At 67.9% G+C, this 14,837-nt stretch carries 17 protein-coding genes; 8 read left to right on the top strand and 9 right to left on the bottom strand.

The window, feature by feature from the left end:
- Positions 1-129: 129 nt before the first annotated feature.
- The 3 genes from AWC18_RS02395 to AWC18_RS02385 form a co-directional block, all read right to left on the bottom strand.
- Positions 130-657 (bottom strand): hypothetical protein, encoded by a 528-nt coding sequence (locus AWC18_RS02395; protein WP_133054968.1) that lies wholly within the window; start codon positions 655-657, stop codon positions 130-132.
- Positions 658-799: 142 nt separating this feature from the next.
- The gene (locus AWC18_RS02390; RefSeq protein WP_234784510.1) at positions 800-1,600 is read right to left on the bottom strand and encodes a DUF5642 family protein; all 801 of its coding nucleotides are present in this window, start codon (positions 1,598-1,600) and stop codon (positions 800-802) included.
- The gene (locus tag AWC18_RS02385; protein ID WP_133054967.1) at positions 1,552-1,866 is read right to left on the bottom strand and encodes a hypothetical protein; all 315 of its coding nucleotides are present in this window, start codon (positions 1,864-1,866) and stop codon (positions 1,552-1,554) included. The genes AWC18_RS02390 and AWC18_RS02385 overlap by 49 nt, the downstream gene beginning before the upstream one ends.
- Before the next feature lie 358 nt (positions 1,867-2,224).
- On the opposite strand from AWC18_RS02385, the gene AWC18_RS02380 reads away from it, so the two are divergent.
- Entirely contained in the window at positions 2,225-2,713 is a 489-nt protein-coding gene (locus AWC18_RS02380) for a hypothetical protein (protein ID WP_131810669.1), read from the top strand.
- Between the two features lie 103 nt (positions 2,714-2,816).
- Positions 2,817-3,119 carry a hypothetical protein gene (locus tag AWC18_RS02375; protein WP_085137402.1) on the top strand — a complete coding sequence of 101 codons (303 nt, stop codon included), beginning with the start codon at positions 2,817-2,819 and terminating at the stop codon, positions 3,117-3,119.
- Between the two features lie 39 nt (positions 3,120-3,158).
- Here AWC18_RS02375 and AWC18_RS02370 read toward each other — a convergent pair whose 3' ends face one another.
- Entirely contained in the window at positions 3,159-4,430 is a 1,272-nt protein-coding gene (locus AWC18_RS02370) for a lipase family protein (RefSeq protein WP_085137418.1), read from the bottom strand.
- A gap of 595 nt (positions 4,431-5,025) precedes the next feature.
- Between AWC18_RS02370 and AWC18_RS02365 the strand changes: the two genes are divergently transcribed.
- Genes AWC18_RS02365 through AWC18_RS02350 form a run of 4 tightly spaced genes read left to right on the top strand, consistent with a single transcriptional unit; the run spans position 5,026 to position 9,731 of the window.
- Positions 5,026-6,240, top strand: a complete 1,215-nt coding sequence (locus AWC18_RS02365; protein WP_064998669.1) for an acyl-CoA dehydrogenase family protein — start codon at positions 5,026-5,028, stop codon at positions 6,238-6,240.
- Entirely contained in the window at positions 6,240-7,385 is a 1,146-nt protein-coding gene (locus AWC18_RS02360; RefSeq protein WP_085137399.1) for an LLM class flavin-dependent oxidoreductase, read from the top strand. The genes AWC18_RS02365 and AWC18_RS02360 overlap by 1 nt, the downstream gene beginning before the upstream one ends.
- A gap of 13 nt (positions 7,386-7,398) precedes the next feature.
- Complete coding sequence (gene sfnG, locus AWC18_RS02355) at positions 7,399-8,529, top strand: dimethylsulfone monooxygenase SfnG (RefSeq protein ID WP_064999154.1); 1,131 nt, start codon at positions 7,399-7,401, stop codon at positions 8,527-8,529.
- Positions 8,526-9,731, top strand: coding sequence for an acyl-CoA dehydrogenase family protein (locus AWC18_RS02350; protein WP_085137397.1), 1,206 nt, complete (start codon positions 8,526-8,528; stop codon positions 9,729-9,731). Before sfnG ends, AWC18_RS02350 begins: the two co-directional genes overlap by 4 nt.
- Positions 9,732-9,744: 13 nt before the next feature.
- On the opposite strand, the gene AWC18_RS02345 is transcribed toward AWC18_RS02350, so the two are convergent.
- Positions 9,745-10,296 (bottom strand): DUF1802 family protein, encoded by a 552-nt coding sequence (locus AWC18_RS02345; protein ID WP_085137395.1) that lies wholly within the window; start codon positions 10,294-10,296, stop codon positions 9,745-9,747.
- Between the two features lie 33 nt (positions 10,297-10,329).
- Here AWC18_RS02345 and AWC18_RS02340 point away from each other — a divergent pair, with 33 nt between their 5' ends.
- On the top strand, positions 10,330-11,085 hold the full coding sequence (locus AWC18_RS02340) for an enoyl-CoA hydratase (RefSeq protein ID WP_064999157.1): 756 nt from the start codon (positions 10,330-10,332) through the stop codon (positions 11,083-11,085).
- Positions 11,082-11,483 carry a hypothetical protein gene (locus tag AWC18_RS02335; protein ID WP_131810683.1) on the top strand — a complete coding sequence of 134 codons (402 nt, stop codon included), beginning with the start codon at positions 11,082-11,084 and terminating at the stop codon, positions 11,481-11,483. The genes AWC18_RS02340 and AWC18_RS02335 overlap by 4 nt, the downstream gene beginning before the upstream one ends.
- On the opposite strand, the gene AWC18_RS02330 is transcribed toward AWC18_RS02335, so the two are convergent.
- The 4 genes from AWC18_RS02330 to rbfA are packed head-to-tail and all read right to left on the bottom strand — an operon-like array spanning position 11,480 to position 14,837.
- Positions 11,480-12,019: a sugar O-acetyltransferase gene (locus AWC18_RS02330; protein ID WP_064999159.1), complete on the bottom strand. Its 540-nt coding sequence runs from the start codon at positions 12,017-12,019 to the stop codon at positions 11,480-11,482. The two genes, AWC18_RS02335 and AWC18_RS02330, sit on opposite strands and share 4 nt — an antisense overlap.
- A gap of 32 nt (positions 12,020-12,051) precedes the next feature.
- Positions 12,052-13,392, bottom strand: a complete 1,341-nt coding sequence (locus AWC18_RS02325; RefSeq protein ID WP_064999168.1) for an MATE family efflux transporter — start codon at positions 13,390-13,392, stop codon at positions 12,052-12,054.
- Positions 13,385-14,377: a DHH family phosphoesterase gene (locus AWC18_RS02320; RefSeq protein ID WP_420093296.1), complete on the bottom strand. Its 993-nt coding sequence runs from the start codon at positions 14,375-14,377 to the stop codon at positions 13,385-13,387. Before AWC18_RS02320 ends, AWC18_RS02325 begins: the two co-directional genes overlap by 8 nt.
- The gene (rbfA, locus tag AWC18_RS02315; protein ID WP_064999161.1) at positions 14,358-14,837 is read right to left on the bottom strand and encodes a 30S ribosome-binding factor RbfA; all 480 of its coding nucleotides are present in this window, start codon (positions 14,835-14,837) and stop codon (positions 14,358-14,360) included. The genes AWC18_RS02320 and rbfA overlap by 20 nt, the downstream gene beginning before the upstream one ends.

Here is a 14,837-nt window from a genome sequence, read left to right as displayed (position 1 = left end):
CGGGCCACCACCACGTGGACGTGTTGAATCCATGTACGCATTCTCCCCGGCCACAGCCGGGCTGGAAATCGTCATCTCCGAGTTGATCCGTATCTCGCCCTGCAAGCGGGTTGCTATGAACCACTGGACTCAACTCACCCTGACACGCAGGGCGGCAGCAGCGGGAAAACCGGGATAGGGATCGAACCCGAATGTTGCGGCGATTGCCTCCCATGCCTGACCGATTAACCCCGTCGCCCAGTCGTATAACAACCCGACTGGAGAAAACAACACAGCCACAAAAAAACCGCCGAAAAGTTGCCATTCGCCTGGGAGCAACCGGACGAAAGCGCCGTACCACGAGCCCATCGTTTGCTGCCACAAATACTGCCAGAAAGTGGTGGTCTCCGCTGCGCCACCGGGCAGACCGTCGGCGAGTTCCCCGGGGACCTCGTCGAGGCCGAGCAGCCCCCCGGGGTAGTCGGCTGCGACGTCGGTCAAGCTCGCCAGGTCCAAGAGGTCCGCGGTGGCGGTCAGCGCGACCGTGGCACGTTCGATATCAGGTCTCGGTACGGGATCAGGTCTCGGTACGGGCGTGACGACGATCAGACCGGCGCACACCACGGCGATTCCGGCGATTGCTGTCGAGGTAGCCCGGGTACGGGTTGCAGCAGTCATTGCATTGAGCTCCCTATCTGTGTCCGCGCACCGTGCGCGACTGACGATGTCCGGATGCTTGGCCAGCAAAGAACATCCTCAGTCGCGCACGGTGCGGCGGACTCAGTAGTGCACTACTGCAATGTCGGCCCACTCGGCCGGCTCACGGCTGCTGCTGCCCCTGAATCGCTGAGACGGACTTCACCAGCAGGTCTGACATCAGCCGCTGCGGATCCAACTCCTCAGCCGCGCTGCCCATGACGACCACCGACGTTCGGTCGTCGAGCGCCGCCGTGTACAGATAGTCGGGATCGGCCTCCGGGTCGGCGACACTCAGCTTCACCCCGGTTGTGGTGACGCCGGCGATGGCGGGCGCCGCCACGCGCTCCACCGAGCCGCTGGCCTCCGGCGAACCGGACAGCGAGACCCGGTCGCAGCCGGCCGGATCGGGCGCGGGAGCGATGGGCTCCGGTGATCGCAGCGCGACGACATACATGTTGCCCTGGTCGCCCTGCCCGATCACTCCGGCAGCTTCGGTTCCGACCTTCGGGTCGACATACGGCGGGATGACCACCGACCGGCACTGCGGCGGATCGACCACGGCGTTGGTGAACGCGGCTACCGCAGACCCGTCGATGTCGGACTGCCCCAAGGTCTTTGCCGGGTGCGCCTGCGCGGTGAAGTCCGCCGGAAAGTCATCGACGACCGCACCGACCCGAGAGATGTCGTAGCTTGGCTGCGCGACCGGCTGGGCCTGTTCGGCGGCGGGCGAGGAGGGCGCGGCCGATCCCGCCGGAGTCACTTCGGCACTCGAACCGCACCCGGCGAGGGTTGCCCCGACGCCGAGTGCGGCCAGCAGTGCCAGCCCGGTGCCAGCTGTGCCACGGTCCCGCCGCGGCTTAGCCGACATCTCGATCACCACCACCACCACCAGCGGTGCCAGAAGTGGTGATGGTGATGCCACCAGTGGCGATGCTGGGCCCACGTGGTCTGCGGCATGGGCGCCGTGTGCCACGTCGCGGCGAACACCGTGTCGGCACGGTCCCCGAACGCGACGGGGAGGTCGGCCCGCGTGCCGGCCATCTGGACCGCCGCAGGCGGTGGTGTCAAGGCCTGCTCCGGGGCGGCCTGAGCCGGTCCGGCGGCACCGACCAGCAGTGCGCCCGCCACTGTGCCGGCACCGAGCGCTCCGGCGGCCATACGTCGGCACGAATTCCGTGAAATCAACATGATTTCCTCCCTCGTCAAGATTCCCGAAATTATCTTGATATTTCGAAGGCTAGCACCGGCAAGGCCGCTCAACAACTGTCGAATCAACAATTTTTCGGACTCCCAGAGTTTCGACAGCGGCCCGCGGATGGAAGCAAGTTAGACCATCATTTTCCCAGGTCACAGGCCATCTACTGATCTACTGATTCACTGATTCACGGATTTCCGTATTTAATGCAATCATGATCGATCGATCCGGTCTAACATTTCTTTAATCTTGCATAAACAATAGCTCGGATAATTAGTGTCCGCCGGGTCCGCGTGCCTGCACCCACCCAGCGCGTTCCACGCAGCACCCGAGCGTGCGACTATGCGGGACGTGAAGCAGCTATACGAGCGCCATAGCGCGGCGGTGCCCCCCGACCGCCTCGACACCACGCTGCTCGCCGCGATCGAGGCCCATGCCGAACAGCACCAGCTCGGCGACGTACTCGCGAAAGTCACGGCGGCCTGCGAAACCCACAGCGTGCGGCGCCACCGCAACGGACTCATCGCCACCATCACCGGCACCGGCGACCCGGACCGCGAGCACCGCACCCTGGCACTGCTGACCCCGCACCACCTGGTGATCGCCGTGACCGGCGAACGGCGGGGAATCCATGTGCGATCGGCACGACTCGAGACGATCACCGTGCGCACGGACGTCGTCGGGACAATCGACTCCGGCATCAGCCTCGCGGCGCGGTGGTCAGGCGCAACCGCTGATCAGGGCAATGCCGAGTTCTACCTCGGGCTCGGCGACGACCCGATCGGGCACACGTTCACCACGCGCCTCCTCGCCGCTGTCACCAGCGCAAAGGCGCACTGAGCCACCGAGGGGCGATCGATTGTCGGGTTCGAACCCCAAGGTTGACGGGCTACTCTGGCAGGAACACCAGGGTGAGGTTCCACCGCAACCGAAGGTCGACACGATGAGAGCTGCCAGCGATCCCCTCGACAACCGCGGTTTCGCGTCCAATGGCTGGGCGCCGGCGCGCGAGCCCGGCATGAAGCCGACTGAGCCGATCCCGCTTCGTCAGACCCGGACCCGGCGCACCGTTGATCTGTCGCCGGCCCAGCATCGCGGTCTCGACCTGTGGCAGCGGGAAGCCGCCGACCGGGTCGGATGTGCGCGTATCACCGGTCAGGAAGTGATGACCGCACTGATCGACCAGCTGCTCTCCGACCCGGAACTGTCGGCACAGATCATTCGGACCCTGAGGTCGCGGCGCTAGCAGCCACCGCGACCCCAGGGTCCAAACTGTGCCGATCCGTCACTCAGCCAGGATCGCGCTGCAGTTCGAGTGGGTCGGCAACCCGTTGAAGCGATCGCTGACCCAGGCCATACTGCGCTCGCCATCGACGAACTGCGGCAACAGGATGTTGATGTCCATCTTGTTGAACAGCGGCGGCTGCTCATTGGTCCACAGTTCGACATCGGCACCCTGCGTGCACCAGTCGCGGGCCGTGTCATGGGCAGCGCTGTACGGCGCCAACGGGTCCCAGCGGTTGTGCGAGATGTACACCGGCCCCTTCGGCTTGATGTTGCCGACCCGCTGCGAGGCGAAGATCGTCTTGATGGGCTCGGAGGAGGCGATGGCGTTCAGGTCTTCCTTGAACCAGAACTCCAGGTGGCGGAAGGCGTAGTCGACGCCGCCCTGCACCAGGCAGGTGTGCCCGCTCCAGTCCAGCATCTGGGCTCCGCGAGGGGTCAGCACATCCCAGATGGCTTGTTCGGTCTCGGGATAGGACGCCTGAATGCCGCGCAACAGGTAGCCGGCGAGCACGGCTAGGAAGTTGCCGTCGACGGACGGGATCGCCTCGACCACGTTGGTCAGCGGCGCGTTGGCGTACGTGCCCACGATGTTGAGCTCCGGCGCGTAGGTCGGTGCCAGCTCGGCGGCCGACAACGACGCCTGCCCGCCGGATGCCCAGCCCCAGAAGGCAACCGGACCGTGCGGATCCAGCGACGTGCCGGGCAGCTTCTGGGCTGCACGCGCCGCGTCGAGCAGCGCCGTTCCGGCAGCAACTCGATTCAGGAACTGGGGCGAGTGCGGGCCATGCGTGCCCATCCCGACCCCATCGGTCACCACGATGGCGAAGCCGCGCGCCAACAGCGTGGCGATGAAGCCCTCTTCGTAGTTGAAGGTCAGGTCGAAGCCCTGGGAAAAGTGGATGCCCTGGTCGAGCAGTCGCGACGGGGCGCACTGCTCACCGACCCCGTACGGACCGGTCGCGTAGGCGATCAGGGGACGCGGACCGTTACCCGGCCAAGGCACATCGGGCTCGATGTAGGCCCCGGTGACCGCGACCGGCTGCGCCTGAGCATCCGTGCTGCGGTACATGATTCGCGTGCCGGTTCCGACGAAGGCGCCCAGCTGACCCGACGGCTCCAGCACCAGCCGCAGCGGTTCGGTCCGGATCAGATCTCCCGGCTTCCCGTCCGGCAGCGGTGCCGGCGGTGTGTAGAACGCCTCATATTTGATGTCGTCGGCATTGGCCACCGGGTCGTCCACCAGGGTGAACGAACCGGCAGCCAGGACCATCGCCACCACGGCCGCCACCGCCCGGCGCGGCGACCGCGCGCTGCAGTCGGTGCGCGTCCGCCACCGATGGACCACCCTGGACAAGTCATCACGACTAATCGAAACCCTCATTAACTCTTCCTCTTTGGGGACGCTGGGGACCGGCCACAGATCAAGACGCGCAACATCGCCGTGCGTCAGACGGTGATTCAGGAAGGAATGAAATGTCAGTCCCCCACTGGCATGCAACAGGCTTCGCAGGAGTCAACACAGGTCACAAAGCTGTGAACAGCGGCTAAGCGTTTGATAACAATTAGCTCCACGGCGATCCAAAATTAATGCCCTCGTTAGTTTTCATCCCGGGCTTGCCCTCCCACCGCCCGGCCGCCCGTCGCGGAGCGCACCTCCGGCGGGCCGGTTCGGGTGCCCTACCAGGCGGATATTTCCGATCAACGTGCTTTTTTAACGGGACCGGAGCCATCGGCACTGCTCAGCGACCGGTTGGGCCGGTGCGTCCTAATTCCGACCGTGTTGTCCGCCGACGAGCCAGCCGCGTTGTATCCGTGACAGCGCCAGACATCCGGTGTGCCACTTACGTCTCTCCTAGGAGTCCCCCATGACCGTCGTCACCGAGCGGCCGGCCGCCAGCGGCCAGACCCTCGCTCACGTGCTCGCCACCGCCGACCGGGTTGCAGAGGAGCTGCGCCAGACCGCGGCCGAGCGCGACAAGGCGAACGCGACCCCGCGCGCCGAGATCGAACTGCTGCGCGCCAACGACCTGCTTCAGATCCAGGAGCCGGTCGAATACGGCGGATCCGGGCTGAACTTCGCCCAGGCCTCTCTGGTCACCCGGCGGATCGCCCGAGGCGACACCTCGATCGCCCACCTGCTCGGCTACCACTACGCCCAGACCCGCGTCGCCCAGCTGTTCGGCACCCCCGCCCAGGCGGACGCGCAGTCACGCCGCAACGCCGCCGAGAAGTTGTTCTGGGGCGGCATCCAAAATCCGCGCGGCAGTTCCGGATTGGTCTTGACGCGCGACGGTGACGGCTTCCGGCTCAACGGCAGCCGGACCTTCGCCAGCGGCGCCAGCACCGGCGACCAGCTCTCTGTCACCGCACTGCTGGACGGATCACAGGTCTTCCTGTCGCTGGACGCCCGCGGCGGACGACAGGGCTTCACCTTCCTCGACGACTGGGACAACATCGGTCAACGTCTGACGGACTCCGGCGGTGTCCGCGTCGTCGATGCCCGCATCGAGCACCATGAGGTACTCGGTGAGGAGCCGTTCATCGGTGGCACCCTCACTCCGTACCAGACCCTGATCACCCCGCACTGGCAGCTGGCGTTCGTCAACTTCTACGTCGGCACCGTCGAGGGCGCCCTCACCGAGGCGCTGGAGTGGACCCGGGAGAAGGCCACCCCGTGGGAGTCCTCGGGCGTCGAGCGCGCCACCGACGATCCCTACATCCTGCAGACCGTCGGGCAGTTGGTCAGTCAGATTCGCGCCGCAGCACTGTTGGCCGACCGCGCCGGTGACGCACTGCAAGAGGCCGTCAACATCGGTCCCGCACTGACCGAGGACCAGCGCGCCGAGGCCGCGATCGCCGTGTACGAAGCGAAGTACCTGTCCACCGAGGTCGGCCTGCAGGCCGCCAGCCGGCTGTTCGAGATCCAGGGCGCCCGCGCCACCACCAGTGCCTACGGTTTCGACCGGCACTGGCGCAACCTGCGTACGCACACCCTGCACGACCCGGTCGCATACAAGGCGCGCGAGGTCGGTGACTGGGTGCTCAACCACCGGCACCCCGAGTTCTCGCTCTACCGCTGATGGCTATCACACTGCACTGGTTCCTGCCCACCAACGGCGACTCCCGCAGCGACCTGAGTCTGGGGAACGCCGTCGGTGCCGCAGGCAGCCGCGTGAATCCCTATGGCGCCGACCGCGCCCCGGACCTGGACTACCTGCGTCTGGTCGCGGGGGCGGCGGAGCAGTTGGGGTTCACCGGGGCGCTGACCCCGACCAGCAGCTGGTGCGAGGACGCGTGGGTGTTCACCGCCGCGCTGAGCCAACTCACCAAGCGGTTCAAGTTCCTGGTGGCCTTCCGTCCGGGTCTGCAGGCGCCGACGCTGGTAGCCCAGGCGGCCGCGACCTTCCAGCGGGTGTCGGGAGGCCGGCTACTGCTCAACGTCGTCACCGGCGGCGACGACGCTGAGCAGCGGCGCTTCGGCGACGACTTGGACAAGGACGCGCGCTACGCCCGCGCCGCCGATTTCCTCACGATCTTCCGGCAGCTGTGGACTGGGGATCCGGTCACGTTCCACGGCGATCACCTCTTCGTCGAGGATGCGACCATCGTGCCCGCCGAGACCTGGCCGGAGATCTATCTCGGCGGGTCCTCGGCCGCGGCTATCGATGTGGCGGCCAAGCACTCCGATGTCTACCTGACCTGGGGCGAACCACCTGCCCAGGTCGCCGAGAAGCTCGACGCGGTGCGCCGGCGGGTCAAGGACCTGGGTTCGGCCCGAGTGGCCTCCGGTGAGCTGCGGTTCGGCATCCGGCTGCATGTGATCAGCCGACCCACCGCGGAAGAGGCGTGGGCCCAAGCCGACAAGCTGCTGGCCGGACTCAGCCCCGAGCAGATCCAGCGGGCCCAGCAGATCCAACAGAAGTCCGGGTCGGAGGGCCAGCGACGGATGACCGCGCTGCACGGCGGTCGCACCGACCAACTCGAGGTGTCACCGAACCTTTGGGCCGGTGTCGGTCTGGTCCGTGGCGGCGCCGGAACCGCGCTGGTGGGCAGCCACGAGGAGGTCGCCGACCGCATCGAGGAGTACTACCAGCTGGGATTGGACGAATTCGTCCTGTCCGGCTATCCGCACCTGGAAGAGGCGTTCTCGTTCGGCGAGGGTGTGGTGCCGATTCTGGCCGAGCGGGGACTGCTCGACCACCCCGTTACCTCACTGACAACGTAAGGAAGACAAGGCAATGCCGACCAATGCCCCCACGCCGCTGAGTTTCGCCTACTGGGTTCCCAACGTCAGCGGTGGACTGGTCACCTCAACGATTGAGCAACGCACCGACTGGAGCTACGACTACAACGTGGCCCTGGCCCGGATCGCCGAGGAAGCCGGCTTTGAGTACGCCCTGACTCAGGTCCGATACACGGCGAGCTACAGCGCCGAATACCAGCACGAGTCAACCAGTTTCAGTCTGGCCCTGCTGCTGGCCACGCAGCGGCTCAAGGTGATCGCCGCGGTGCACCCGGGCATGTGGCAGCCGGGAGTGCTGGCGAAATGGCTGGCGACCGCGGACCATCTGTCCAACGGGCGGGTGGCGGTCAACATCGTCAGCGGCTGGCTCAAGGACGAGTTCACCAAGCTCGGCGAACCGTGGCTCGAGCACGACGAACGCTACCGGCGCAGTGCGGAATTCATCCAGGCGCTGCGGGAGATCTGGACCAACGATCACGCCGAGCTGGCCGGTGACTTCTACCGCATCCGGGACTTCAATCTGCAGCCCAAGCCGCTCTCCTGGGAGGGGCGACCCCACCCGGAGATCTTCCAGGGTGGTAACTCCACGGCGGCGCGCAACAACGGCGGACGCTATTCGGACTGGTACTTCTCCAACGGCAACGACTTCGACGGGGTCACCGCGCAGTTGGCCGACCTGCGCCGGGTCGCGGCCGATGCCGGTCGCGCCGAGCCGCCCCGCTTCGGCCTCAACGGCTTCGTCATCGTGCGCGACACCGAAGCGGAGGCCAAAGAGGTGCTGCGCGAGATCATCGCCAAGGCCGATGTTCCCGCGGTTGAGGGGTTCGGCGCTGCGGTGCGCCAGGCCGGCGCCTCGACCGCAGACCGGCGGGGCATGTGGGCGAACTCCACCTTCGAAGACTTGGTGCAGTACAACGACGGCTTCCGCACCCAGTTGATCGGCACCGCCGAACAGGTCGCCGAGCGCATCGTCGCCTACCGGAAGCTGGGCGTGAACCTGATCCTGGCCGGGTTCCTGCACTTCCAGGAAGAGGTCGAGGCATTCGGCCGTAACGTGCTGCCCCTGGTGCGCGAACTGGAAGCACACGCCGGGCTGGCGCCCGTCCCTGAGCCGGCACTGCCGTGACGGCAGGCACCGCGGTGCGACTTGACAGTCACGCCGAAGCCGTCGCGGCCGCAAAGTCCTTCGCCGACGCGGTACGCCCCGGCGCGGCCGACCGGGATCGTGCAGGGCGCGTTCCGCACGCCGAGCTCGCCGAGTTCGACCGATCGGGCCTGCCGGCGATCACGGTCCCCGTCGCCGACGGCGGGTCGGGTCTGGGGCCGGTGACGCTGGCCGAGGTGATCACGACGATCGCCGCCGCGGATTCGGCACTGGCGCAGATCCCGCAGGGCCACTACCTGGCGATCGACATCCTGCGTCTGCTGGGTACCGCCGACCAGCGCGCGACGCTGCTGGGCGCGGTGACCGAGGGCGGCCGCATCGCGCCGGTGCTCGCCGAGCGCGGCGGCACCCACGCCCTGGACCTCAAGACCCGTCTGGTCGCCGACGGACCGGGCTGGCGCCTGGAGGGCGTCAAGTACTACAGCACCGGCGCCATCACCGCGCGCTGGCTGGCCGCCAGCGCGCTCGATCCCGACGGCCGGCTGGTACTCGCCCTGGTCGAGCGTGACCGGGCAGGGGTCAGCATCGACGAGGACTGGGCGGCGATGGGACAGCGTTCCACCGTCAGCGGCACAACAACATTCGACGGGGTACGCGTCGATGCGGGCTTCGTCGTGCCGTACGGGACGGCGTTCGACGGGCCGCAGCTGCTCGGGGCGCGCGCGCAGCTGGTGCACGCCGCCATCGAAGCCGGGATCGCCCAGGGAGCCCTCGCCGATGCCGGAGAGTTCGTCCGCACCCGCAGCCGGCCGTTCTTCGAGGCGTACCGGGCCGAACGTGCACCGACCGCCGCGGAGGATCCCAACATCCGGTTGCGGTTCGGCCGGTTGGCAACCCGCACCCGTGCCGCCGTGCAGCTGCTGCGCTGGGCAGCTGACGTCCTCGATGAGTTGGGCCTGGTCCCGGCCGGTCCCGACACCGCCGCACACGGGTCGATCGCGGTCGCCCAGGCCAAGGCGTTCGCCAGCGACGTGGCCGTGGACGTGACCAACGAGCTGTTCGCGTTGACCGGGGCCAGCGGAACCGACCTCAAGCACGGATTGGACCGGCACTGGCGCAACGCGCGCACCCACAGCGTGCATGATCCGGTCGATTGGAAGTACCACCACATCGGAGCTTGGGAACTCGCCGCTGTTCGGCCGCCCAATCACGCGCAGATCTGAGCCGGCGGGCCGCTCAGCCGACGGTGTCGCGGACCCGGGCGGTCACCGCCTCGAGATCGTCGTCGGTGAATACCGGGGCGCCCAGTTCGGGGTCGGCGATCGGTAGCTGCACCCAGCTGGCACAGCCGGCGTAGTCGGGGCTGCGGGGCAGCCGCACCGGCGTCGACAGTGGGAACACCTGGATCACCAGCGCTGTCAGCCGGTGTTTGGGCCGGAAATCCAGCCGATCGGCGCGCACCGATTCAGTGGTCCAGATGTGCAGGTCCGCGATGTCATCCAGCGCCTCGGGCCGCTCGACGGGCAGCGCGGCAAGGACTTTGGCTGCGGCCCGAACCAGCACCTGATCAGCGGTGGAATCGGCGGCCGCCGGCGCGAGCAGGTCGCGGTGTTGTGGACGGACCCGCTCGGCGTGGCTGTGCACCGCGGTCGGGAACAGCAGGAACTCATCTGCGCTGACGGCGAACCGCTTCTCGTGAATGCCACCTTTGCGCAGCAGAATTCGTTGCCGGCCGGCCAGCAGCGCGGCAATGACAGCGCTCCACTCCTTCAACGCCATACCGTGCATTCCGTTCAGGGTAGTCGGGGCTACGGTGAACCGGTGAGCGATGACATTCTGCTGGTCCAGACACAGGACCGAATCCGCACCCTGACCCTCAACCGCCCGCAGGCCCGCAACGCGCTGTCCGGCGCGTTACGTGATGCCATCTTCAGCGCACTGGCCGATGCTGACGCCGACGACGACGTGGACGTGGTGATCCTGACCGGCGCCGATCCGGTGTTCTGCGCCGGGTTGGACCTCAAGGAGTTCGGCGAATCCACCGGCATACCAGACATTTCCCCGCAGTGGCCCCCGATGACCAAACCCGTGATCGGCGCCATCAACGGCGCAGCAGTCACCGGCGGGCTCGAGTTGGCGCTGTACTGCGACGTCCTGATCGCCTCCGAGCAGGCCCGGTTCGCCGACACCCATGCCCGCGTCGGGTTGCTGCCGTCCTGGGGCCTCAGTGTCCGGCTCCCCCAGAAGGTCGGCGTGGGCCTGGCCCGCCGGATGAGTCTGACCGGCGACTACCTGTCGGCGGCCGACGCGCTGCGGGCCGGGCTGGTGACCGAAGTGGTGCCCCACGCTGAGCTGCTGCCCGCCGCGCGCCGCACAGCGGCCACGATCGTCGGCAACAATCAGGCCGCGGTACGTGCGCTGCTGGCCTCCTATCACCGCATCGACGAGTCGCAGACCGCCACCGGACTTTGGATCGAGGCGATGGCGGCCAAGCAGTGGTTGAACACCGTGAGCGGCGCCGACGTCGCCGCCAACCGGGCGGCAGTACTGGAACGCGGACGCGCCCAGGTGAAGTGACACAGAACTACCCGCCTTCTCCCCCATGGCCCTATAGCCCCGGGCCGCCGCCGCGCCGGCGGCCCGGGGATGTCATCGCCGCGTCGCTGCTCGCGGTGCTGCTGCTGGGGGCCTGCGGGCTGGGTCTGCTCTTTTCGATGGTCGCCGGTATGGCGACCGACGGGTGCTCGGGCGCGCAAAGTTGCAACGACAACCTGATCTACGCGGCCTACCTGGTGGCGTGGGGCGGTATGGGCGCTGCCCTGCTCACCGCGTGCGTGGGCATGAGCCTCAGCGCACGCCGACGCAGCCGCATGGTGGTCTGGCCGGCATGGGGCTGGTTGATCTTCGTCACCACCTTCGTCATCGGCGCTCGCCTGCTCAATGCCGGCGTGGGCGGCGCAGGTCTCTTGGGCTAGCCGATCCGCCGAAGCACCCGGCATGGATTTCCGGCCGCGAGTACGCCGGCCGGCAGGTTCCGGGTCACCACGCTGCCGGCCCCCACAACCGTGTCGGCCCCGATCGACACGCCGGGGCACACGATCACACCCGCTGCCAGCCATACGTTGTCGCCCAGTGTGATCGGCGCGGCCGATTCCCAGCCGGACCGCCGCGCGTCGATGTCATCCACCGGGTGCAGCGCCGTCAGCAGCTGGGCACGGGGGCCGATCGACACGTGGTCCCCGACGGTGATGGGCGCACAGTCCAGAAAGACCGCGTCGTAGTTGACGAAACAATGGGCACCAATGTTGATGTATTTCCCGTAGTCGCAACAGAATCGGGGCAGAATCTCTGAATTGGCCCCGAACGATCCGAGCAGTTCCCCCAGCAGTTCGCAGCGGGCGTCGGTGTCGTCGGGCCCGGTCGCGTTGAACGCCGCCACCAGTTTCTGGCAATCCCGTCGGCCGGCCACCAAGTCCGGGTCGTCAGGCCGATAGGGTTCCCCGCGCAGCATCCGCTCTCGCTGACCGCTCACACCAGCCGATCCTACGGTCGTCCGGCCCGCACCCAGCGCCCAGACAGCGTCCGCCATCCGACCAACAGCAATCGCAGCACCAGAAAAAGTGTCAGCCCCGACCAAATTCCGGTGAGCCCCCAGCCGAAGGCCAACGACAACCACACCAGCGGCAGGAAGCCGACCAGCGCGCTGATCAACGTGGCGTTGCGCATGAACGCCGTGTCACCGGCGCCCAGCAACACCCCGTCGAGGGCGAAAACGATTCCGGCAACGGGCAACTGCGCCACCAGAAACCACCACGGCACCCCGACCGCGGCCAGCACCGCAGCATCGTTGGTGAACAGGCCCGGCAGCAGGCGCGCACCGAGTCCCAGTCCGGCTGCCAGCAGGGCGGCAGCGGCCACGGAGAACACCGTGACCCGGCCGGCCACCACCTTGGCGTGTCGGACGTCGGATGCGCCCAGCGCCGCACCCACCAGCGCCTGCGCGGCGATCGCCAGCGAATCAAGCACCAACGCCAGGAAGTTGAACAGCTGCAACACGATCTGGTGCGCGGCCAACGCCGCGGCCCCGAATCGCGCCGCGACCGCGGCGGCCGAGACGAAGCTGGCCTGAAACGCCAGCGAGCGGGCGATGAGATCGCGGCCCATGACCAGTTGCGCGCGCAGCACCGCACCGTCGAGCCTGAACGACACCTGCTCCGAATGCAGGGCACGCAGAAACAGCAGCGCGGCAAGCCACTGGCCCACACAGTTGGCCACCGCCGACCCGGCCAGGCCCAGACGCGGCATACCCAGCGCACCGAACACCAGCAGCGGGCACAACAGTGCCGAAAGCGCGAATCCCGCAACCACATAACGCGGCGGCCGCGCCGTGTCCTGGACCCCGCGCAGCCATCCGTTGCCCGCCAGCGACACCAGAATTGCCGGAGCGCCCAGGATGGCGATCCGCAGCCACGGCAAGGCGACTCGCGCGATGCCGTCTCGCCCGGCCACGGCCGAAACCAGCGGCTCCGCCACGGCCTGAACCACCAACACGATCAGTACGCCGAGGCCAAGGGCCAACCAGGTGGCCTGCACACCCTCGGCGACCGCCGCGCAGCGATCACCGGCACCGAAATGCCGCGCCGAGCGCGCCGTCGTACCGTAGGACAGGAAGGTGGCCTGCGAAGCGACCAGATTCAGAATCATCCCGCCGATCGCCAGACCGGCCAGGCCCAGGGCGCCGAGTCGTCCGACGACGGCGGTGTCGAACAACAGATACAGCGGTTCGGCGGCCAGCACCACCAGCGCCGGCAGGGCCAGCGCCGCGATCTGGGGGTACTTGCCGCTTGCGGGGGATGCTGTCCCGCCGGCGACCGGCTCAGCCAAGGCCGGCGACCAGCGCGGCAACCAGGTCCTCTGCCGTACCGGTGCCACTGTATCCGGCGGCCAGCCGATGTCCGCCGCCGCCGAAAGCCACGGCCACGGCGCTCAGGTCCACCGCCGACTTGGCGCGCATCGACACCGCCCAATATCCCGGCGCGGTCTCCTTGAACACCGCCGCCACCTCCGCCTGGTCGGTGGTGCGCACGATGTCGACGATGCTCTCCACCTCCTCCGGCCGCGCCGCGGTCCATTCGGCATGGTTGACCACCGCATAGACCAGTCCACGCCCGCCCGCCGCGTCCGGCAGCAGTCGCGCGCCCGCCAGCACCCGCGACAGCATCGTCAGCCAGCCGAACGGGTGGGTGTCCATCACGGTCCGGCTGACCGTTGCGTTGTCGACCCCGGCGTCCACGAGTCGCGCCGCCAACCGGTGCGCGCGGGGACTTGCCCACCGGAACGAGCCGGTGTCGGTGGCCAGCCCCGCATAAAGACAGTGCGCCACCTCGGCATCGATCGGCTCACCCCAGGCGTCGATCAGTTCTGCCACCATCATCGTGGTCGAATCCGCCGACGCATCAACGAAATTGGCGGTGCCGAACAGCTGATTCGACGCGTGATGGTCGATCACCAGCAGTTCGCGGCCGGCGACCAACTGCCCCAGCTCCCCGAGCCGGTCCGCGCTCGAGACGTCGACGCTCACCACCAGATCGACGTCGCGACGCATCACGTCGGGATCGACCAGCAGGTCGGCGCCGGGCAATGACTGCAATGACTGCGGCAACACCGCCGGCCGGGCGAAACTGACTTCGACCGCCTTGCCACGCCGTCGCAGGACCGACGCCAGTGCCAGACCCGCGCCGATGGTGTCGGCGTCGGGGTGGACATGACAGATCACCGCCAGCGTGCTCGCGCCGCCCAGCAGTTCCACGGCCCCGGCGGCGTCGACCCGCCGGCCCGTGGGCAGCGGGTCAGTCGCCCGGCTGCTCACCGTCACCGCTGTCGTCGGCGCCCGCGTGTCCGGGTGCCTCGCGATACGGGTTGGGGTCGCCGACCGGTTGCTTGCCCTCGCGTATCCGGGCCAGGTCGGCGTCGGCAGCTTGGGCTGCGGCCAGCAATTCCGACATCCGGTGGGCGGCGTCGGGCACGGTGTCGCGGACGAACGTCAGGGTTGGGGTGAATCGCACGCCGGTGCCGGCACCGACCTTCGACCGCAGCACCCCCTTGGCCCCCTCCAGCGCGGCGGCGGCGCCGCCGTAGTCGGGGTCCTCGTCCAGGGAGCGCCCCAGCACCGTGTAGTACAGGGTCGCGTCGTGCAGGTCAGCGGTCACCTTCGCGTCGGTGATCGTCACGCCGGCCAGCCGCGGATCCTTGATCTCGTACTCGATCGCCGAGGCGACGATCGTGGAGATCCGCTTGGCCAGCCGGCGTGCGCGTGCCGGGTCAGCCAC

This window comes from Mycolicibacter nonchromogenicus, from assembly GCF_002101775.1.
In the GTDB taxonomy this organism is placed as follows: Bacteria; Actinomycetota; Actinomycetes; order Mycobacteriales; family Mycobacteriaceae; genus Mycobacterium; species Mycobacterium nonchromogenicum.
The sequence above is the reverse complement of the archived record's forward strand: the minus strand, read 5'-3'. Positions and strand labels throughout refer to the sequence as shown.